The organism is Desertivirga brevis, assembly GCF_017355835.1.
In genome coordinates this window covers 92,863-116,017 of record NZ_JAFEWF010000015.1, presented here as the reverse complement: position 1 = coordinate 116,017, position 23,155 = coordinate 92,863, and the positions used below count along the sequence as shown (strand labels likewise).

The 23,155-nt window shown below is 38.9% G+C and carries 10 protein-coding genes, 1 tRNA gene and 1 rRNA gene; 3 read left to right on the top strand and 9 right to left on the bottom strand.

Translation table 11 applies throughout. The features are described 5' to 3' along the window. The first annotated feature begins 6 nt into the window (after nucleotides 1-6). Nucleotides 7-118: ribosomal RNA gene (gene rrf, locus J4N25_RS25800) — 5S ribosomal RNA — on the top strand. 385 nt (nucleotides 119-503) lie between these two features. Here the strand turns inward: rrf and crtD are convergent. From crtD to tsaD, 3 genes are read right to left on the bottom strand one after another with little or no spacing between them, the layout of a single operon-like run. Beyond that, nucleotides 504-1,961 carry a 1-hydroxycarotenoid 3,4-desaturase CrtD gene (crtD, locus tag J4N25_RS25795; RefSeq protein ID WP_207424782.1) on the bottom strand — a complete coding sequence of 486 codons (1,458 nt, stop codon included), beginning with the start codon at nucleotides 1,959-1,961 and terminating at the stop codon, nucleotides 504-506. A 6-nt stretch (nucleotides 1,962-1,967) separates the two neighbouring features. Beyond that, the gene (locus tag J4N25_RS25790) at nucleotides 1,968-2,141 is read right to left on the bottom strand and encodes a hypothetical protein (RefSeq protein WP_207424781.1); all 174 of its coding nucleotides are present in this window, start codon (nucleotides 2,139-2,141) and stop codon (nucleotides 1,968-1,970) included. Nucleotides 2,142-2,171: 30 nt separating this feature from the next. After that, a complete protein-coding gene (tsaD, locus tag J4N25_RS25785; protein ID WP_207424780.1) occupies nucleotides 2,172-3,191 on the bottom strand; it encodes a tRNA (adenosine(37)-N6)-threonylcarbamoyltransferase complex transferase subunit TsaD in 1,020 nt (339 codons plus the stop codon). A 45-nt stretch (nucleotides 3,192-3,236) separates the two neighbouring features. On the opposite strand from tsaD, the gene J4N25_RS25780 reads away from it, so the two are divergent. Beyond that, a complete protein-coding gene (locus J4N25_RS25780; RefSeq protein WP_439648781.1) occupies nucleotides 3,237-7,715 on the top strand; it encodes a translocation/assembly module TamB domain-containing protein in 4,479 nt (1,492 codons plus the stop codon). On the opposite strand, the gene J4N25_RS25775 is transcribed toward J4N25_RS25780, so the two are convergent. The 3 genes from J4N25_RS25775 to J4N25_RS25765 form a co-directional block, all read right to left on the bottom strand. Next, nucleotides 7,712-8,932 carry a bifunctional 3,4-dihydroxy-2-butanone-4-phosphate synthase/GTP cyclohydrolase II gene (locus tag J4N25_RS25775; protein WP_207424778.1) on the bottom strand — a complete coding sequence of 407 codons (1,221 nt, stop codon included), beginning with the start codon at nucleotides 8,930-8,932 and terminating at the stop codon, nucleotides 7,712-7,714. The genes J4N25_RS25780 and J4N25_RS25775 overlap by 4 nt on opposite strands. A gap of 63 nt (nucleotides 8,933-8,995) precedes the next feature. Beyond that, nucleotides 8,996-10,423 carry an LptF/LptG family permease gene (locus tag J4N25_RS25770; protein WP_207424777.1) on the bottom strand — a complete coding sequence of 476 codons (1,428 nt, stop codon included), beginning with the start codon at nucleotides 10,421-10,423 and terminating at the stop codon, nucleotides 8,996-8,998. A gap of 96 nt (nucleotides 10,424-10,519) precedes the next feature. Continuing rightward, nucleotides 10,520-10,900 (bottom strand): START-like domain-containing protein, encoded by a 381-nt coding sequence (locus J4N25_RS25765; RefSeq protein WP_207424776.1) that lies wholly within the window; start codon nucleotides 10,898-10,900, stop codon nucleotides 10,520-10,522. Between the two features lie 150 nt (nucleotides 10,901-11,050). On the opposite strand from J4N25_RS25765, the gene J4N25_RS25760 reads away from it, so the two are divergent. Continuing rightward, nucleotides 11,051-11,124: transfer RNA gene (locus J4N25_RS25760), tRNA-Met, on the top strand. A 371-nt stretch (nucleotides 11,125-11,495) separates the two neighbouring features. On the opposite strand, the gene J4N25_RS25755 is transcribed toward J4N25_RS25760, so the two are convergent. From J4N25_RS25755 to J4N25_RS25745, 3 genes are all read right to left on the bottom strand, one after another. Then, a complete protein-coding gene (locus J4N25_RS25755; protein ID WP_207424775.1) occupies nucleotides 11,496-17,240 on the bottom strand; it encodes a carboxypeptidase-like regulatory domain-containing protein in 5,745 nt (1,914 codons plus the stop codon). A 460-nt stretch (nucleotides 17,241-17,700) separates the two neighbouring features. Continuing rightward, nucleotides 17,701-19,326, bottom strand: coding sequence for a glycoside hydrolase family 32 protein (locus tag J4N25_RS25750; RefSeq protein WP_207424774.1), 1,626 nt, complete (start codon nucleotides 19,324-19,326; stop codon nucleotides 17,701-17,703). Nucleotides 19,327-19,730: 404 nt separating this feature from the next. Then, nucleotides 19,731-22,538, bottom strand: coding sequence for a substrate-binding domain-containing protein (locus tag J4N25_RS25745; protein ID WP_207424773.1), 2,808 nt, complete (start codon nucleotides 22,536-22,538; stop codon nucleotides 19,731-19,733). Nucleotides 22,539-23,155: the final 617 nt, after the last annotated feature.

Below are 23,155 nucleotides of genomic sequence, written 5' to 3'. Positions count from 1 at the left end.
CCTTCTTCAGGTGCCTATATCGGCGGTGTCCACCTCTTCCCATTCCGAACAGAGAAGTTAAGCCCGCCAGAGCCAATGGTACTGCAGTAAAATGTGGGAGAGTAGGTCGGTGCCAACTTTTATTCAATAGCCCTTCAGGAAACTGGAGGGCTTTTTTGTTTATGGGAGCTATTTGTGCCATAATTTCCATGTACCAATCCAAGAAGGATATCTTCACCCTCAGCATCTCGAATTCCTAAGGGCTCTGCACATTCACCAACTTAAGTAGATGATGACATTATCAGCTTTTCTGCTACACAATTATCCTTAAAAAGGAGAAATTCCAAAGAACAATACTTTTATGTTTTCTTCGTGGCAAAGCAGACAGAATTCATTCTTGAAGAAGGACCGACTATCATTTAAAGTACTACCTTACCATGAATACTTATGAATATGTCGCTTTCTTCCTCTCCGGTCTTTTGAAGAAACAAGAGTGATTGTAAAAGAATGGAATAGAGACTCAGTTAAATAAGCTCACTTGTGATTTTGGCTGAGAGCAATGCAAGAGGGATTCCTCCGCCTGGATGTACACTTCCACCAACAAAATATAGATCCTTGATAGAAGAGCTGAAATTGGGATGGCGAAGAAATGCGGCAAACCGACTATTAGAGCTTGTACCATATAAGGAACCCTGATACGAGCTCGTTCTGCTTTCAATGCTTCTTGGATCCAGGATATCCTCGCAAATAATATGATCCCTAAGATTAACATTTAAGTTTCTGCTTATCTTATTAATGATATTCTCCCTGGCTTCGCTAATTAGCTTATCCCAGTCCTGACCAGCATTTGCTGGAACGTTAATCATAACAAACCAGTTTTCGCAACCAGCAGGAGCATCCGATGCATTGTATTTGGAGCTTATATTAATGTAAACGGTAGGATCATTGAATATTTTTTTCTCTTTCCAGATGGCTTTAAACTCCGCTTCATAATGTTCACTAAAAAAAATATTATGAAGGTCAAGTTCGGTAAACGCTTTGTTTATACCCCAGTAGAAGATAAGTGCCGAGCTGCTTCTCTCCTGATTCATTATCCTGGAAGAGAAAGGCTCATTTTTTAATAAGTTCCTATAGGTATGCCATACATCCATGTTGGATATGACCAGGTTTGCTTCCAGGAACTGGCCTTGCACCCTGATTCCTCTAACTTCTTTAGCGTCAAGGACAATTTCCTCTACCTTGCTGTTATAGCAGAAACGTACACCCAGCTCCTCGGCAAGTTTAACCAGACTTGCTGTAATCATATTCATACCTCCTTTAGGAAAGTAGGCACCAAAATGCTGCTCGAGGTGAGGAATTACATTCAAGGTTGCGGGGGCTCTGTAAGGATCAGAGCCATTATAGGTGGCATAGCGATTGAAAAGTTGAGTAGTTCTGGGATCTATGAAATAACTTTCATTCGCCTCATTCATTGATCGCATAGAGTCGATCTTTCCTATTTTAAGCAGCGAGTTGAGTGTTGCTGTGCTCAGGTAAGTCCGTACCTTATGAAGGGACTTTTCTAAAAATACATGGTGGGTTATTTCATAGATCTCTTCAGACTTTTTAAGGAACTCGAGCACTGATTGCCTCGAATCAGCAGTTTTTTCTGCTATTTCTTTAGCCAGTTTATCCTTATCTGCCCAGGCAGTTAAGCGTGTACCGTCCTCGTAGAAATAATTACAGATAGAGGAAAGCTTTTGATAAGAAAAATAATCGGAAGGGTTCTTTCCCGCCAAGATAAATAGCTCATCAACATATTGAGGCATCGTAAACAAACTTGGACCAGCATCAAAGCGAAAGCCATCAACATTAAGTTCAGATAGTTTTCCACCTGGATAGGCGTTTGACTCGAATACTTCAACTTCGAAACCTTTAACTGCTAGTCTTATTGCAGAAGCTATTCCTGCAATGCCTGCACCTATGATGATCGCTTTTGGCATCAGTGCTTATTTATCCTTGTTAACGAAATAGGCAATTATGATTGCGAATATTACCAGGGCAGCTAATACAGCAACTCCTATCTTTCTTGTTTTCGCATCTTTCCATACTATGAAGTAGAAAAAGAAAAGGATCATTGGAATAACGAAAACGAGACCAAAGATTATAGTTGAAAAGCCCATGTGTATATGTTCAAATAATATATGTTAGTATTAAAAAGGCATTCTGGCTAAAGGAGCGATATCCTGCCCTACAAAGTCTTTATTAAGGAATTTATAATAACCTGCTATAGCGATCATTCCCGCATTATCGGTGCAGTATTGGAACTCCGGAATAAATACTTTCCACCCTTGTTTTTCAGCCATTTCTCTTAAGGCCGACCGCAGGCCCGAGTTAGCAGAGACGCCGCCAGCAATAGCAATACTTTTTATGCCGTACTGTTTAGCAGCTTTCTTAACCTTACCTAAGAGAATGGTAATGATACGGTGCTGCACCGAAGCACATATATCGGCCATGTTTTTCTGCAAAAATTCAGGATCAATCTTTTGCTTATCCCTTACGAAATAAAGGATTGAGGTTTTCAATCCACTGAAGCTAAAGTCAAAGCCCGGAATCTGCGGTTCCGGGAACTGAAAGGCATTCGGATTCCCTTCTTTAGCATACTTATCAATTAAAGGTCCTCCCGGGTAAGGCAGGTCAAGGATCTTTGCTGTTTTATCAAACGCTTCTCCTGCAGCATCGTCCATCGTCTGGCCAATGATCTCCATATCGAAATAATCTTTCACTATGACTACCTGCGTATGGCCTCCGGAGACGGTAAGGCATAAAAATGGAAATTCAGGAGCAGTCCATTCCGGATCTTTATCTGAAGGTATAAAATGAGCCAGGATGTGGGCCTGCATGTGATTAACTTCAATTAATGGGATATTTCTGGCAAGGGTAAATGCCTTTGCAAAAGATGTTCCTACCAGTAATGAACCTAATAAGCCCGGACCGCGAGTAAAAGCTACTGCATCAATCTCTTTTTTGTTTACTTTTGCACTGCAAAGTGCTTCCTCTACAACTGGGATTATGTGCTGCTGATGAGCCCTTGAAGCTAATTCTGGCACTACTCCACCATATTTTTGATGAACTTGTTGCGTAGCTATAATATTAGACAGCATTTTACCGTCTTTACATACAGCAGCTGAGGTTTCATCACATGAGGATTCTATTGCAAGGATTGTTGCCAAACCGGATATCTTTAATATTGTTTTACTTATACAAAACACAAAACTATTAAAAAAGTACTTAAAATAACGCTTTGGACACTGACTGTAATCATTCTATTGTTTGCAGCTTTAGTATTCTCCTTGCGATATAAATCGGTACAGACCTATGTAGCTAAAAAAGCAGCAGCATACCTTTCTAAAGAACTTAATACTGTCGTTGACGTTAAAGGTCTTTACATAAAGCCTTTCAAAGCGCTCGTGCTGGAGGGTTTGTATGTTCAAGACCTGGATAAAGACACCTTACTCTCTTCTCCGCGCCTTACTGTAGATATCAATGCATTCTCCATAGAAAACAGGAGAATCGGTATTGAGTCTGCCAGGTTAGATAGTGGTAAGTTTTATTTTAAAAGTTATAAAGGTGGAGGCAATAACCTCAAGTTTATTCTTGATTATTTCAAACCAAAGCCGACGGGGAAACCTAAAGGAAAGCCTTATGACATTACAGTTGATAAGGTTGTACTTAACAAATTTGCCTTCAAGTACCGGAACTTCAGTCGTGATAATGCTTTAAAACGGATTAATTTTGATGATCTAGACCTAACGGAACTTAGTACTACTGTATTAAACATCGATACCAAGAAGCATTTATTTGATGCCCAAGTAAACGGTCTTACATTCAAGGAGAAAAGCGGCTTCCATCTGGTTAATCTAAGCACGAAAGCGACCATCGATACTAATAGAATGGAGTTTACCAAGCTTTGGCTGGAAACACCAAACTCAAGGGTTAGTAATTATTTGCTAATGCGTTACGATCGTTTTTCTGATTTCAAGCATTTCGTGAGTAAGGTATACGTTAAGGCTAATTTAAAGCAGTCCCGCATACACTCTAAAGACATTTCCTTTTTTGCGGATGCTACCCGTAAAATGAACCTTGATCTAAGGGTGAGAGGCAATTTGAATGGCTATGTTAATAACATTAGAGCACGTAATTTCTTTGCGAGTGCGGGCCAGGCCACCTATCTTAAGGGTAACTTTACTGTAAAGGGACTCCCTGCAATTAATAAAACCTATCTGGATCTACGCTTCGATCAATTGCATACCAACAGCAAAGACATCCAATATCTTTCAAAAGCACTTGCTGTTAAATTAAAACCATTACCTCCTGTTGTAACAAAGCTAGGCAACGTAAGTTATTCGGGGATTTTTAAAGGTCTGGTGAAGAACTTCAGCATAAACGGTGAGGTGAAAACTGGTTTAGGGAGATTGCAACCGAACCTTAGAATGAATCTCATAGGTACTCCAACCTATTCAGGAGTTGTTAAGGCCATTGATTTCGACCTGAAGAGCCTTTTGAATCGTGAGGATCTAGGCAGGACCACCCTTACAGCAAATATCTCCGGCAAAGGATTTGACGTTAAAAACCTGAGTGAAAAGGTAGAGGTACGAGCTGACTATTTCGATTTCCGGGGTTACCGTTACACTAATATCACTGTCAACGGAACTTATAACCGGCGGTTTTTCCTTGGTAAGGCAACTATTAATGATAGGAATATTCAACTTCAATTTAATGGAGGGATTAATCTAGATTTAAAGGTTCCGGAATTTCATTTTGTTGCAAGCCTGAGAAATACTGATTTCAGGAAACTGGGTTTCACCAAAGACACTTTGAAGGTTGATGCTGATATCAGGACTAATTTTACAGGTACCAACCTTAATAACATTCAGGGAAATTTTGCAGTTAGGAATATACATTTGATCCAACCCGGTAGTTCTCTAGTGGTAAGTTCGGTGGACCTCGTAGCTGGGGGCACAGGGACAGCACGTTCACTGAGTGTTAGATCTGATATACTGGATGCTGAAATAGTTGGGCAATACGGGCTGCAGGAATTACCTGCGTACTTCAAATCGGTTGTTAAAAAATATATTCCTTCACTGCAATTAAGAACGCAAAGGACTGCACCGCAGATCTTTGATATTAATTTAAAGATTAAGTATTTCGAGCCTATTGCAGCTTTCTTTATGCCGCAGCTAAAGTTGCCCGAAGGGGCAGTGTTTAATGGAAAATTTAATTCAACAACCAATACCGCAACTATTAATGGTTCAAGTCCTGTCATTGAGTACCAAAAGATAAAGCTTACCAATTTTATCCTCGATGAGTCTACCACTCCCCAGGCTTTAAATATTTTCGCTACAGCCGACCGTATTGACCTTAATAATAAATTCTATATACAGAATATTAACGTTGCAAACATCCTCAGAAATGACAGTCTTTCACTGAACGTAAAGCTATCCGATAAGGATGCGACGAATCAACTGGATTTAAACGGCCTTGTTGAATTCTCTACTGATACCGCTGCCCGGCTGTCTGTATTGCCGTCGGACGTTGTGATAAATAAAGAAGGTTGGAGGATTCAGGAGAAGGTACGTTTGAAGTTTGACCAGAAAAAGGTTTATATAGAGAACTTTGAATTATTCAGAGACAACCAGTTGCTAACGGTAGATGGGATATTGTCATCCGATCCGAAGGATGTTCTAAACGTTGGTTTTAATCAATTTAAACTATCTACTTTTAACTCCTTAACCGCTGGATCTAAGGTATCCCTGGGCGGAATGATGAATGGCAATCTTATCTTAAATACCCCACTTAAGAAGCCTAAGATAGAATCTGATATTAGTATAGATTCCCTTACAATGAACAATACCCAAATCGGGGATCTTACCTTAACTGCTAATCTCGACAACGAAACGAAATTGGTAGAAGTGGAAATGAACATTCTGAAGGAAGGCAAGGAGACCATGTTCATCTCGGGAACCTATAATGCCAATTCAGAAAATAACAAGCTGAACCTGGATCTGATCATGAATAATAGCGAGGCTGTACTTTTCCAGCCGTTTGTAAAAAGCCTCGTTTCTGACCTTAATGGAAATGTGTCCGCTTCCTTTAAGGTTACCGGGAATCCCTTAAATCCTCATATTCGTGGAAGGGCTAAACTGGACGGAGTAGGCTTAACAGTTAATTATTTAAAGACACATTATCTTATTAATGATAGTGTAAGGGTAGAAAATAGTATTATCCTGTTAAGAGAGCTCGAAATCAATGATATCTATGGCCATAGTGCTACTGCAAACGGAACGGTGGATATGAAGAATCCGAAGGTACCAGAAATCGATATTGTGATCAGGGCCGACGGTATTCAGGCATTAAATACAACAGCAAAGGACAACCCCTTATATTATGGAACTGCTTATGGTACCGGAACATTTAAGTTTAAGGGCCCTACCAATAATATGAGGATTGATATTACGGCAAGAACTGAAGACCGGACAGTTTTCAATATTCCTTTAAATAGTTCGGAGAGGGTGGGTAATAGTAATTTTATAACTTACGTTGCTAAGGATTCTACGATTGCTCCTCCTAAAGCCAATTATTTTGCAGGATTGGTGATGAATTTTGAGCTAACGGTAGGTGAAACATCCCAGGTAAATATCATTACGGATATTGGAAAATTAAGTGGTCAGGGACGTGCCGATCCTCTAATAATGAAGATTACCAGTGCAGGGGACTTTGAAATGAGAGGAGAGTATCAGATTTCTCAGGGGAAGTTCATTTTCACGGCGCAGGATTATTTTAATAAGCAGTTCGACATCTTTCAGGGTGGTACTATTCGCTGGACAGGAGATCCGACCCAGGCGCTGATCAATGTTAATGCAGTATACAGTGTGAGGGCGAATCTAAAAGACCTGTATTTGGCGGCTAACGCTGGTCAGCAGTCTCAAACGGCTTTAACGGAAGCAATTATCAACTTACAGGGAATTATCACACAGCCTAAGATTAATCTTGATCTTAACTTCCCGAATGATGCGTATGTTAAGGATCAATTGCAAAGCTATTTCAGTAATCCTGATAATACGCGTACTCAGGCGATCAGTATCATTGTAAGAAGGGCATTTACTAATACAAGTAATTTCGAAAATACGGCGACCTCAACCCTGGCTAGCGCAGGAACCGAATTAACGGTGAACATTCTTAATTCAATAATTGCAAAGTCGTTAAATCTCAAGACCGTGGATATTAACATCAGGTCTGTTAATGATTTTGGATTATCAGGTAGGTTCTTTAACGATAGGCTGAGGATTACAGGAAGCTTGACAGATGTGAGGGCGACATCAAGCAACTTCGTAAATTTCAATAACTCGAACGGCAACACTAACTATGCAAGGGATATAGAGTTACAGTATCTGATCAAGAAAGATGGTACCTTGATCGCCCGGGCTTCTAACCGTTTGAGTAATCGCAGTATCCTTACAGCCACGAACGTGAACGGTCAGGATTACGTGAACGCACTAGGTGTTGTTTACAGGAAAGACTTCGATTCACTAGGCGAGTTTTTAAGGGCGTTTGTAGGAAAGACGAGGAGGGAAGAACGAAAGGATAATACTCCAGCTATTCCTAATCCTCTCGGCCCCGCAACACCTGTAACTCCAAGTACTCCCGTCCCAGCACCGATATCGGGAGAGCCTGCCAAAAAAGCGGCAGGTCGTTAATCTTGTTCGTTCTTCATTATCGAATGGCCCATCTTATCTCTCTTGGTTCTTAAGTATAGCTCATTGTGCTTATTTGACTCGATTTCAATAGGCACGTTCTCTATAACTTCCAATTGATATCCAATGAGCCCCGCTCTCTTTGTCGGGTTATTAGACATCAAACGCATTTTCGTTACACCTAAGCTACGAAGAATTTGAGCCCCTACACCGTAATCACGTTGATCCATTTTGAACCCTAATTGAAGATTTGCCTCGACGGTATCAAAGCCATTCTCCTGAAGATTGTACGCATGCAGCTTATTGATCAGACCAATGCCTCTGCCTTCCTGGTTCATGTAAATGATAACACCTTTTCCTTCTTCTTCGATCATTTCCATAGCTTTATGAAGCTGAGGACCGCAGTCACAACGGCATGAGCCAAAAATATCTCCTGTAATACATGAACTATGAACCCGTACCAGGATAGGCTCGTCAGCCTCCCAGGTTCCTTTTACTAATGCAATATGATGATCTCCTGTATTAACTTGAGTGTAAGCAACCATTTCAAAATTTCCCCATTCGGTAGGTAGCTTCACGGCTACTTCTTTCTTAATAAGGGACTCTGTACGCAAGCGATAGGCAATAAGATCCTTTATGGAAACGATCTTCATGTTGAACTTCTTAGCGATTTCGAACAAGTCAAATAGACGAGCCATTTCCCCGTCCTCTTTCATGATCTCCACGATTAAACCTGCGGGCTCAAAGCCTGCCAGGGCGGCAAGATCTGTTGCCGCTTCAGTATGTCCAGCCCTTCTAAGTACACCACCTTCTACAGACCTTAACGGAAAAATATGCCCAGGTCTACCCAGTTCTTCAGGTTTCGTTTCTGGATTTATTAGTGCAAGCACTGTCTTGGCACGGTCTGAAGCCGAAATGCCTGTAGTACAACCATGGCCGATTAAATCTACAGAAACAGTGAAATTTGTTTCATGGGTAGCTGTATTATTCCCCACCATCATATCAAGCTTGAGTTGATCACAACGCTCGGCTGTAAGAGGGGCACAAATTAAGCCTTTACCATGAGTAGCCATGAAATTAATAACCTCGGGAGTAGCATTGGCAGCAGCAGTCAAAAAGTCGCCCTCATTTTCGCGATCTTCATCATCTACCACAATGATCACTTTCCCAGCTTTTATATCATCAATAGCTTCTTCTATTGTATTTAATTTAATATCCATGTTGAAAACAAAATTACGCTATTAGCGCAATCAAAAAACGGAACTATATAATTGAAAGGTAAATTATGAGGATTTCTTAAACCGTTTGAATAACCGTTGGAAGTACTGTTTATAATAGTCCAAATCAAACAACACAGAATCGGAAGCGGCTTTATACGTAAGAAAGGCGCCAAGAGGGGAAAGTACCGCGATTGCAATCCACATTCCCAACAAAGGTGTTATAGATCCCTCACGAGCTGCTTTCTCCCCAATAGTTGAAATGATATGAAAGATAAGGAAGAATATGATAGATACAACTACTGGCAATCCAAGTCCCCCTTTTCTGATAATTGCACCCAAAGGCGCACCAATAAAAAATAGTACTAGACAAGAAAGAGCCAGAGTAAATTTACGATGATACTCTACGATGTACCTTCTGATAAGCTTGTAATAACCCTCCTGTTCTTCTTTCCTGATGGTAAGTGACTCGGATAGAGTTCTGGCCTGACTCATAGCATATTCAATCGTCTGACTGCGATTATCCTCTGGGATTACTTCAAGTACTTGCTTGTTAGAAGCTTTGACCTTCGGATGTTGTGCTATCTTATAATTCGAAAAGAATACGCGGTATGACGGAAGGAGGGTACGGTAAATAGCGCTGGCATTACTATCGGCAATCCTGCCAGTTGAATCCTGGTAATACTTCAGCTGCTTCAAATTAAGCATGGCGGCATTGTTCTTAAAGAGATCTTCATCAGTACGTTTCATTTTGAAATTGCTGATGTCGAATTTTTGCTCTGTCTCTTTGAAGAAGAACCTACTAAATATTTGACGGGGATTATAAACTTTACTTCCGGTTTTTTCTTCATAACGTACCCCATCTTTCAATATCATCACAAGATACTGGTCATCGTAAGTCTTATACATCTTTCCAGACTTAGCCTTAATGACTGAGGAAGTTCCATTAGAACCGTTATTTTGATAAATTAGAACGTTATGCAACGTTTGACCATCAGGATCTTTCTTTTCTACCTTAATAGCGTAATTCTCGAACGTGCTATTGAAAATCCCCTCCTGGATAAGCTTGGTTGATTTTTGATTCCTCACATCCCAAAGCAAAGAACCCATTTTAAGGTTGGCTACAGGAAGCATATAATCTGAGAAAAGGAAAGCGGCAACACTCAGCATAGAGATAAGTATGATCAAAGGCATCATCGCTTTCTGTAGAGAAATTCCAGCTGCTTTGATTGCTACGAGTTCATAGTTTTCACCCAGGCTTCCAAAGGTCATAATAGAGGAGAGCAGCATAGCCAGGGGCAGTGCCATTGCCACGTTGGTAGCCGAGGCATACCACATCAACTCAAGAATAACGTACCATTCAAACCCCTTTCCGATCAGATCGTCGATGTATTTAAATAGAAATAGCATCAACAATACAAACATTACAATAAGAAAGGTTACGAAGAAAGGCCTTATAAATGCCTTAATAACCAGCAGGTGAACTTTTTTCACTATGCAAACTTAGATAAAATTTTTACTATGTGTTCCATACAAATAACACATAAAAACCTATCTTATTTTAGCAATTTAAAATTCAGGAAAATAATTTTAGGCACCCAGAACGCTGATAAGGTATTCTATCTGGTTATCCCAAATTTTCTTTCGTTCTTCTATAGCATCCTCAGGGGCGAAATCTGTAATAGCCAGGGCAACATCATTGGTTAGTTCGTCTTGCATCACCTCCATTTCAAAATAACAGTGCGGCTCGTCGTCAATCCATTTAAATTTTACGAGTTTGTTGTCTTTCGCTGAAAGAAGTTTTGCTTTATGTTCCTCGCCATCCCAAACGAAAGTATACGTTTGATCTCGGTAGGTTACCTCGTCTGCAAACCATTGAGCCAGAGCATTTGGCTCACTTAAAAAGCTGTATAGGATCTTAGGTGAAGACTTTATTTCGTACTCTAAATTAAACTTCTTTTTTTCTGCCATTCTTATTCCTTTTGTACGATGAGGTGTTTTTTTAGATTTTTCTTTTTAAAGAAAGGTAAATTAATCTATATTTGCAAACCCTTTCGGGGAGGCACTCATCACAAGTGCAAAATATAAAAAGTTTTGATCTTGTTGAAACTTTAAAATAATGGCGGGGTAGCTCAGATGGTTAGAGCGCAGGATTCATAACCCTGAGGTCGGCAGTTCGATCCTGCTCCCCGCTACTTGGAAAAAAGCCCTTTAGGTAATATCTAGAGGGCTTTTTTATTGTCTTTCTTCTTCTTGTGCGCCAACCAATGCGCCAAATGTTCACAGAAATTTTCATCAAATCAACTAAAGGAAGAGTATACCTTGAATACTATTCCGATAGCGCACGGAAGGGAATACAATGAAAATTAATTAGTCGACTGTGCGCTTTTCTCTACTTTTTATGGGAGCAAAAAAATGAAATAGTTTCGTTTACTTTTTCCCTCAACTTCTGCTGTTACCGACTCAACTTGCACTTACCCAACTATTTTTATTTGAAGAAACCCAGCACCGACTCTTTTTCATTGGTTTATCGGTAGTGAAATTCGTTTAATACTACTCAGAGTACTTAATTAACCTTTACTTTTTTCATAGCTTCTCTTCCATAAAAAACAGGGAAGTACATCATTTCAGCCTTTGCAGGATTTAAAGTAAATACTCCGCTATACCTGGGCATTAATTTTATTGTGAAAGTATGTTTTCCTTCTTTAAGCTTCCTGCAAAAAATGCTTACCTTATTTTTGAAATATTCCCTGTGAACTTCATTGCCCCACCATTGCTGATCTTTCTCATCGTAAGAACATCCTGCCGGAATTGGTATTTCAATCATCACAAATTCAGTGTAGGCACTTACTTGAACATCGGCCTTTAAATTTACTTCTTCGCCGCCTTTTAAAGTTGTAATAACCTGTTTGGTCTTCTTTTCAAAATATGTATCCACTGTAAAACTCTTATTTACTTTTTCAGGATTCCCGTCCCAAAATTGCTGATAGACTGTAAAATAAACAGGTAATCCTCCCTGTTTATTAATATTAATTTTAGAGCTTGCATCAATAGTTGTGGTGAAAGGAAAATCTTTAACAGTTTCATTTTTACTTCCGGAAATAAAAAGGGTAGAGGCACCTGAACTTTGTCCTCCTTTTATCAAATCGGGTAAAATGGTTTCAAGGATCAATGAGGTTTCATAAGTGTTTCTCCAGCTACCACTGCTTCGTTGCTCTAGAAAATAATACCTCATTCTACTAAGAATAGACGAGTTTGGATTAGAGTCTTTTAGAATACGATAAGCGAGTATAGTGTTTTGGATACTATTGTTGAAGAACTGGAAGTTGTTTTCACCGAAATAAAGATTGCCAAGCATTGTTTTGCGGCTGTATTTCATTAAAGTATCCGTATTTACCTTGATTCCTAATACCTGTTTTAGGCGTAAAAGTTCGAGTTTGTCAAATAAAGACTGATCGTATTTTTTAAACTTCAGTTCTTGTTCATATAAGGCAAGCGGTGTTTTGTAATCCACTTCAGCATTCATCTTTTTTAGCAGATATAAAGCGTCCATTTTATTCATTCCCCGATAGGACGAAAGCTGATATACAAGGTGTTCAATTAACAGTTTTTTATTCAGGTCAACTTTGTAACCTTCAATTTCTGCATCTAATAAAGCTTCCACTACATGTTTACTGATCCAAAGTTCAGCCTCTGAGTTTTTCCACCATCCCCACAATCCGTTCTCTTTCTTGCTGTCATCTAGTTTCTTGATCAGCTGCCTTACAAGACGGTCATTTTCAAAAGGCTGGTTTAAATAGGCCTTTATCCTTTTTTGAACCAGCAGTCCTTTTAGTTTAGATGCTAATTGTTCATTACATAAATATTGATAATTCCTCAAACGCTCAGTTTCCTCCATAAGAGCAGGTAAAACAGAAGCTTCAGCATGAAGGGTTACCGGACCTAGTTTAGGATCGAAACTGTAATTTAAGGTGGTGTCATTTTCGAATACATCAAATGATCCTTTTGTTTCCAGCGCTCCAGCGTTAAATACCGGAATCCTTCGTATTTCACCATCAGAGTAACCGTTCTGTTTTTGAATAGTGTACTCAAATTTCAAGCTGTCTTTTCCATCTGCAATTACTTTAAAGGTATCTATCTGTGAATTTTTTACTGTAATATCTTTCCTGCTAATGCTTTTATTATTGTAGCTGAAGTTTCTGGTTAACTGAACTGATTCGGATGTGTAATTCAAAACTTTTCCCAGAGGTTTAAGTTCATCACCAGCAACAGTAAATTCCGGCGTATAAAAAGATGCGCTGATAGGTTTAAATGCTTTCAGGGAAGTTTGAGTATAACCGCTTTCCCTCTTTCCGTTCATTGCGATAAAAAAAGATTGCCAGTCGGTGATGTCATCTGGAAATATTGCCGAAAAACGAGCTTTCCCGTTAACGTCTGTTTTTAATTTCGGCTGCCAGAAGGCATTATCAGAAAAGTTTTTACGAATAGAAAGAGAACTTTCTTGTGCAGCCATTTGTTCTTCTTTCTGCTTTGCTCCCTTTTTTGTAGTGATAACTATAACTCCATTAGCAGCTCTTGCACCATAAATTGCCGTAGCGGCTTCATTTTTTAATACCGAAATATCAGAAAGAGCATCGGAATTAAGGTCATCCATAGTACCTTCAAAAGGAACTCCATCCACTATAATAAGAGGTTTGGCGTTTCCATTCAATGAAGCCGCGCCTCTTATCCTTATCTTATCACTACTAACAGATACCCCGGCAACCCTCCCCATAAGAGAGCTTTTCATCTGAGTTCCGTAACCAACAACTACTACTTCCTGCAATGCGCTGCTGTTTTCATCAAGAGTAATGTGATTAAGCATAGAGGAATTGACGGCGACTTGTTTACTTTGAAATCCTATATACGAAATCACCAGCGATCCTTGTTCTGGTACCTTAATTTTAAAGTATCCGTTTATATCTGTAGTTCCCCCAGCTTTCATTCCTTTAATTCTTATTGAAACTCCAATTAAAGGAACATTTGAATTATCATAAACATGTCCTGCCATCACACTTTTAAACTCATCGCTATTGGTATACACTTCATTAAAGGTCTCTTTAAAGTTATCTTGTGAAGGTGATGTTTCTTCCCGCATTGCTATTGCTTTTTCATAAAGTAATTTTGAGATTTTTATGCTTAAAGAATCTTTTGGGTGTGGTCTCCTTAAAGTGATATTATAAAAGTTTTTTCCGAAAGGCTTAATATTTATAGAATCTGCGAGAACATACATGTCGTCTTTCAAAAGCACCATTATCCTATATTTTCCTTCCTTGAAATGGCCCAGGTTCCTTTGATTTCCTGGATACATATTCAGGAAGTCCGGCTCATTGTATTTGTACACCAGAATGTGCTTCACAAAGGGAAGCTTTTTACCGTTCTCGTTTTTAAAATCGATCTTCAATTCAGCACTATTAGCGGCATAACTTTGATAAGGAGTAAATAGTAGGTTTATACTGCATCTCAGATCTACATAATTTTTCCAAATGCTATCTATTTCGTTATTGGTTAGCCCCTGATCCTTATAGTTCGGGGTATTAGTTTGAGCTAAAAATGTACTGAACGGATATTTACCTTCAATAGATTTTTGTTTAAGCAAGCCGGGTGAGAATTCGTAGGAATAGCTGGGCTCTGCTATAAAGTCTACCGGCTTCGATTCAAGAACTTGGTATTGCAGGTGATTATACGAAAGCGGACCTGCTAATTTCGATCCATATCCATCAGAGGTGAATAACAAAGTTTTAGAGTTATCCTTAATTACTGCCATTCTGGGACTGTAATTATTCACTAAACGGATCATGTATTTGTTAAGGTTCCGTGCTTCGCTATCAGTAAGTATTGAAGGGGCTTCGGATACCTGTATTTCCTTGTTATCCATACTATCCGCATTTATACTTAAAATCAATCTCTTGCCTTTGGATAAACAAACTTTTGGAGCTATAATTTCCCGATCCTTTAAACGAAATTTTACGGTATGGTAACCCGAATCGAGTGCAAACGAAAATCTTTCCAGCTGCTCTGCCTGATTAAAGTAAACAGGCTTATTATCTATATAAAGAATATGAATTGGAAGTATGTTTCCCTTCTCAACGACAAAAGGCGATAACTGAGTGATTTTATTTTCAGTATTAGCTTCGAAAGTGTAAATGGTTTTAGGATGCGTAAAACGGAAGTACTCGATACTATCCAATCCCATGTTTTTTGCCCAACGCGTCCAATTAAGTTCTATGATTCCGTTTTTGGCAGCTTCGGAATAGTTTAACAAAGGAAACTGTTTGTTCACTTTAAAGCTTTTACCAAAATAGGGGACATTAGGAGCGCCAGCATTGAATTTACTTGTGATAGAGTAGGCGGTTAAATCAACATCTTTAACGGCTTTGCCTGCTGCATTTGTAACAGAAATTTCAAAGTCAGCCTTTTCTCCTGGAGCAATAACTAAAGGTTGTTTAATATCAAGGTTAAGTTGCTTTTCAAGGAATTGGATATTAGTTGTTTCCTCTTTGCTTTCGTTAGCCCAAACATAGTTTACTGTAACTTTTACATTGTCGTTTTTAGTGCATTTGTGTTTGTAATCAGTACTTTCCGCTCTTCCCCTGTCTATTATTTTATTCCCTTTTAAAATAGTAAACCAGTAAGGGATCTTACGAGGATTATTAATTTGTATAAATAGAGAATCTTTAGTTCTGTAACCATTTACGGATACTGATGCTTGAATATTTCTCAAAGGAATTATCTCATTAACAGATGAAGCAGTTATTTTATAAGCATTTATAAAAGGATTAATTTTTACAACTGCAGGGAGTGTAATGTCTCGGGCGACTAAGGTATCTGCTAAAGATATTTCTGCGATTGATGCGGGATAGTTCTTTCCTGCCAACCCATTCTCGAAAGATAGATAAAGACTATCCCCTTTCGATTCGTATTTTATTTGTGGAGCAGACTTTAAAAATTTGATGTTCCTGTTTTGTTCGCGTTTTTCGTTGTTGCTGTTTAAGAACTTTGCTGAAATCTTATATTCAAAATCAGCGTTAGGGAAGATACTTTCTGGTATTTCTAATTTGGTTTCGCCTACTGCATCCAGTTTTATCTGATGACGCCAGAGTGTATCGGAAACAAAAATATGATCGCCATGAAATTTTTCAATGGTACTTGTGGTTATGGTAATTTCTACACGCCCGTCCTGTACATTTAGTCCGTTTTCATCGGTGGCAGAAAAATAAAGAGCTTGTGTCTGATTTCTGGAATGGAGATCTTTAGACACCCGTAAAGAAAATTTATTAGACTTTAATTCATAATTCTCATAGTAAAATCCCTCTGTTCTATACAACTTAAACTTATGTCTTAAGTCAACGGAGTACCATTTGTCCAATGATAATTTTAAGCTATCGTGAATGGGGAAGCTATATTCGTATGCTCCTTTTTTATATGGAGCAATGTTTCCTAAGTTTATTCTTTTTCCGTCATTGTAAAGGACAACATCAAGCTTTTGATTAACAGGCTTATATCTCTTTCTTTCTACTATAAAAGCTTTGAACCTAACGGTATCAGCTGGCTTGTATTTAGGCTTGCTAAATACCATGTAGCCCTGGAATTTTTCGCTAGAGTTATTCCGGTTCCTTTTATAATGGCGGTAGCGATAAGGAATATCATCTCCTGTTATTTTTCCATACAATCGGATTAAAACAGGATAGGTATACTTAACAGGAGTTTTTCTTATTAACCAATTTTCAAATTTTAGTTTAGAACTATAGCCTTTGAATTTATGAACAAATGTGTAATTGGTAATGCCTTCGTAGTTTACCTGAACGAGTGAAGTATCCGATTTTGGAAATTGCGACCGCCATATTTTACTGCTGTTATCATAGTAAATCCGTTTATTATTTATATATACTTGGGCGTCTGTAATTTCTTTGGATTCCTTGTCTGTTAATACAAATTGAAAATCTTTTCTATTATTCAGAATCTTTAAATAGGCTGTGCGGTTTTCAATTAATTCGTAGTGAAGTTGGTTTTCAATAACCATTACCTTAATGTAATTTCCAGCTGGAACCGCCGGCATTTTTCCCGCTGAAGTAAGAAAGGAATCAACAGGGGCTTTCAACAGATCATCCTTAAATTGTTTGTGTTTATAAAAATTCTCTACTTCACTATTGCTTGCAGGAAAGATATAGGTGTAGTAGCTTGAATTACGACTGTTAATTAAAGATGTTTGACAAAGTGCAGAAAGTGTAAGGATTGAGATCAAAACAAGGCAGGCAAGAAACTTTTTCATTTAGTTTAGGTTTTAACCAGCCTCCAAATTATTAAAAAAAGGTTTCTTTTAAAATAATGACTCTTCTTTTTTATGAAGTAAATCGATATGTGGATTTTCTTGCAATGGTTATAAAAAACAAAAACTGTCTAGCGAGAAACAGTTGGAAATTGCTCCAATATGGGCTACTTGGAAAAGGCTATTAGACGTCGTTGAAGGCCTTTTTCACCTAAAGTCCACGATCTGGAAGAACTGCATTTTCAGGCGAGGATTATAGATGGGAGGTTCAAAGCTCTTTTTTTCGGGAGAAACGAGGAAGAGGACCGATTGTTCCTACTGCATAAGGAAGCATACATTGATGCCCGGAATAAGCTTGGTTATACTGTTGCTGAAGGATTTGGTTGAGGAAGTGTGCTTAAACCGATTAAAGAATTAACAGGCAACCTTTACGCTGCCTGTTAATTCTATTTGTCTTAACTTTTTAAGGATATTTAACCGTAATGTTGCTGAATGTAGCATCACTGTTATCACTAAAGATACCCCAGTTAGTAGTTTGGGCTTTATAGATCCTGCAGCTTAGTGCTGCGACGTTATCTATGTACACCACAACCATGGAGTTTTCGACTACTATTTCTACGTTATAGTCTGTATTAGCTGTCATAGGGAAGGGGACATCATTGGTTGCCACCGTTGTACTTGTTATGGAGCCGTGCGCCGTTTTATCAAAGCTGAACCTGTTTTGGGAAGGGACAAACCTTAAACTGTAAAAATTATTATATCCATCGCAAGCACCGATCATAAAACCAAAGTCTTTACTTGAACTTGCATATCGCACGATAGCGCTGATTTTATACTTCTGCTGGTTTACTGGCTCGTAAATAACATTCGCTACATCCTGAGGGGCGGGACTAATAACACGGTACGATTGTGTTCCCGGTACTGTGTTGGTCACATTGCCCCACTGACTGCTCTTAACAAGTGAATACGTGTTTGTGTTTAAGTTTGCTTGTAAGGTGTGGGGAATGGTAACTGCAAGATCTCCGTTAGCCCGTTGATAAATTTTATGTACTACCATGTTTCCTCCCCAAATCCATGACCCGCTATCCGTATGCCCAGATAAGATTTGAGTCCAGGCAAAAATATAACTGTCTCCATACTGGTCTGTGGCTATCTTTCCGGCAAAAAAGCCGTTCCCTTCAAAACGACTGTTGCTGGTAGGAGCGGACCAAGGGCCGGTAAGTGATGAAGACTTACGGTAATACATGTATTTATTTTGTTGATCGGAATAGATGAGGTAATAGGTGGATCCTAACTTCACCATTTGTGGGCACTCCATATTGAAGTAGTTTGTGGGGCCGCCATCGTAAAGAACACCTTGGTGGGTCCAATTTGTCAGGTTAGTGGATGTGTATCTTACGATCACACCTTTCCATGTACCATTCACATTTTTTCTTGCGGTCAGTAGCATATGCCATGTGGAACCGTCAAGAAAGACATATGGATCCCGAAAATTATCGTTTTCATCATATCCTTGTCCCATTGGAACGGTAATAGTTGGGAAAGATGTGTTTTTTGTAAAAGCAGTAGTCGGGCTGGATGAGGAAGCTCTTACAACTCCTTCGAGTTTCCCCCCGCAGCTCAGGTAATTATTATTTCGGCCTGAATAAAAGAAATAATAGGTGCTACCGCTTTTGACCACACTGCCCGCTCCAACTGCATTATCCTGTGCGCAGGTAGCTGAACTGGATCCAATAATCTGTCCAGTTGCTGTATAAGTATGAAAATTGTTTGTTGTAAAGGCATACATGGGATGCCTGTTATTGGTGGCATCATCCCAGATATCTTTTAGATAATAGATAACAAACTTACCGGTAGCCTCATCATAGTAAGGCGCCACATCGCCGACCCGGTAACCATCGCTCGTCATTTTATAGATACTATAATCTGTTTGTTCTGTTTGCTGAGTGCAAGTGAGTGCGCTGGTTTTACTTTTGGATTTTAAGCTCCCGACTGGTTCTTCCGTAATAAGCGATTTCTCTTGTTTGCAGGCATAGTTAGATAGACATAGCATAGCAATTACGCCCATTTTTACAGCAGTAGTTTTCATGGTTGTTTATTTTAGTTAGTTTTTAAAGACCAGTTAAGTTCATTACTTGCATGCAAAGCTGAAACTGGTCGAATACCGTGAAGGCACGGTTAATTGATTAAATGATTAATTAATGCGGGACTGACAGTCTGTATCGTTTAAACTGAATCAAATATAGGAGATGTGGCAAGTGGTTATATTCGAAATTATATCAATTGGTTTAAGATATTAATCTGTTTTTAAAATGTTAGAAGTGAGTGGTTTATATAGTTTTTATATGATTGTGATGGCCCCTTGCTTTAATTTTATTTCTTTCGTTTTCAATTTTGAATCCGGGAATAAATGGAACACAACGAAAGAGGGAGTGAATGAGAGATTGGATGAATAAGTGAGTTTATAAATCAGATACTGCTTGAATAAGCGATTTACTTTTTATTGGACACGCTGCCATTGTTCCGTTTGAATTCTGAAGGGGTACACTTGTACTGTGCTTTAAATACGGTTGAAAAATAAGTAGGGGAGGAAAAGCCAACCTGGTAAGTTATTTCTGAAATGGTTAAGTTCTCATTCAATAACAGATACTTTGCTTTTTGCAACCGGCGACTTAAGATATAATCTGTAATGCTGGTATCCATTAATGCCTTTACTTTCCTATATAACTGAATCCTTGAGATACCCATACCCTTGCAGATATCGTCTACACTAAAGTTCTCGTTGGCTAAATTACTCTCTACAATTCCCGAGAATTCGTTCATGAACTTCTTGTCGAGTTTACTACTAATGTTTTGTTTGTGGTCTGATGGAAGCTCGGTAGTGAACCTTGATTTTAAAAGATTTCGGTTGCGCAACAGGTTTTTAACGCTTGCTTTCAGGTACTGCAAATTGAATGGCTTGGTGATGTAAGCATCAGCCATAGCATTCATGCCTTCAATTTGTTGTTCTGCGCTGCCTTTGGCAGTCAAAAGGATTATTGGAATATGCGAGGTCCTGATGTCATTCTTAAGAAGCTGGGCAATTTCTGTCCCAGTCTTCGATGGCAATACCACGTCTGAAATAATCAGATCAGGCACTCGGTCGAAAGCCTCTCGAATTCCCTGTAGTCCGTCTGCACTCGTGAATACTTCATATTCGTCAGAGAATTTCTGTTGCAGAAATCCTCTCAGATCTTCATTGTCTTCAATGATCAGCAGTGAAAGGTCTTTTGGAGAATCAAATGCTTTTTCCTTAGCTTCAACTTCAGAGTTTTCCAGGTCTGTGGTATAAATTTTTATGCTATTATAGTTCTGGTCTGCCTCGGAAAGTCCTGTAACTTTTTCAGATTCTGCCAAATGAGAAGATCCTTCAGGCAGTAGGATAGTAAAAGCGGTTCCAATACCCTGCTCGCTCTTAACCTTGATATCCCCTTTGTGTAACTGGATAATTTCCTTAGTCAGTGCCAGTCCGAGCCCCGAGCCTTTAAATTGATCAACCTTACCCTGATAAAACAGGTCAAACGCATGTTCCCGTTCTTCTTCAGACATTCCTATCCCTGTATCCTGTACATTGATTTCTATATTTTTTCCATCCTCAGCTCTGCGAATGCTGATCGTAATTTTTCCTCCGTCGCGTGTGAATTTAAAGGAGTTTGATAAAAGATTGAATAATACTTTATCCAACATGTTTGAATCGTACCATACTGAAATCTCCTTAGCTGGCGAAACAAGTTTAAGATCGATCCTTCTTTTCGCAGCCAAATCCCTGAAGGAGCTAAGAATCTCTCTGGTAAAAGCAATAAGATTATTCTCGCTTGCGCTAAGCCTCATACCATCATATTCAATCTTGCGGAAGTCAATTAATTGATTCACCATTCGAAGAAGCCGGAGTACATTTCGGTTAATAAGCTTCAAGTTATCTTTTGCCTGGAGGGGAAGCTTTGGATCTGCAATAACATCTTCAAGCGGACTTAGGATCAGGGTAAGCGGTGTTCTGAATTCATGGGAAATGTTGGTGAAGAAGTTGAACTTCGCTTCCGATGCCACCTTTGCCCTTTCTGACATCTCCAATAACTGCTGTTGCTGCTGGGTGATCTCGAAATTCTTTGCCTCCAGTTTTTTATTGTTCTTCCAGTTTTCCGTTAATGCGATTAAAGCTACTCCTCCGAAAACCAAAGCTAATACCAAACTCACTACCAGAATATTCAGAACAGACTGCTGGTCTTTATAGATGCGATTCTGCTCGTCGAGCATATCCTGTTGCTTTTTGATATCTTTTTGCTGACTGTCGATCTTCTCAGATTGCATTTTCATCAGCTGTACGTTAGTCGAATCTATAACAACAGTTTTTAGAATATTCTCTTTTTCGAAAGGTTCTTTATTCAATATCGCAAGCGCTGTTCTTACAGCCTCTTTTCCTCCGGTGGGGTAGAGCATCGAAGCTGTTAAAATGCTATTAGCCACCAGCTGCTGACCGTTGTCAGAGAGTGCATCTACACCGATGATCTTCACTCCAGCCTCAGCTTTGCGTTTCTTAAGCGCGTTGTAGGAACCAAGTGCCATCTGATCATTATGCGCAAAAACGGCATCTATTTTAGCATCTTTAAGGTTTAAGACTTCCTGTTCCGCCTTATTGATAAGCCAGTTTCCATATACTTGCTTTACTATGTCGATTCCCGGAAAAGCCTTAACACCATCGTAAAAACCACGTTGTCTTTCAATAGCGGGGGAAGAACCGGGAAGTCCCATTACTTCGATCACTTTTCCCCTTTGTTTTAGCCGGTTAGCCAGATATTCTCCGGCCATTTTTCCTATTTCATAATTATTAGCCCCTACATAGGCGGTATAAAGCTTCGACGATGTTTTTCTATCGATAACAACTACAGGGATCCCGTTATTGAATGCTTCTTCAACTATTGGGGTCAACGGTTTGGCTTCATTGGGAGAAATAATGAGCAAGTCTATTTTTCGCTCTAATAGGCTTTTTACCTGTTCTACCTGTATATTACTACTGTTATTGGCATCTTCATAAAGTAAGGTAACTCCCGAATGAAAGACAAGCTCCCGCTTCATCTCGTCTAACATTGTTTTTCGCCATTGATCCGAGCCGACACACTGGGAAAATCCAATTACATATTCTTCTTTTTTCGGTGCTGTTTTGTTCTTTACGCAGCTACTGAAAATCAGAACTAGTGTCAGACAAAGTAATCTCAGGTGGTTCGCCAAAGATGCAAGAAACGTTATTGCATGATTATTAAACATAACGGGAGGAATAACTGGTTAATTGAATTTACTAAAATAAATCTTATTGGAGAAATCTCTTATTAATGTTCAGAAGCTGTGCACTACTGCTGTTGTATTTACTTTAACCAATTAGCAATTGGAAAGGTACAATACTTAAATGTTGTGCAACAAAAGTGAAAGTGAGCAAGGTTTTTGACTGCGGTTGTGATTCTCAATTTTCAGTATTTCAATTGATTGAATGTTTTTTGGCTTTTGAAATCAATTGGTACAAAATTTATAGAATAAATTTTAGTTCTGGGAAAGCATTTGATAATTTATTTGAACCAGTAGTATAATGTTGTCCTAAAGCCATTGAACTTTTCCCTGCGTATTAATAAAAGGTTGGGATTAAAGAGTATGGAGATTAACGGTCTCATTTATCCTTGGTATTTTATATTGGTATGACTACCAGCAATTCGAGTTGAACATTTCCACGGGCGAGGTAAATATAATGGACGCATTTTGGCACGAAATCAGGTCAATGAATCAAAATTGGGCAGTTTAGACGCCTTGCTGCAAATCCTGGTATCTATGCTGAGCTTAAGGATTGTTTTTTTTACGATATAATTTTAAAAGTTGCTGGTACAAAATCTAAA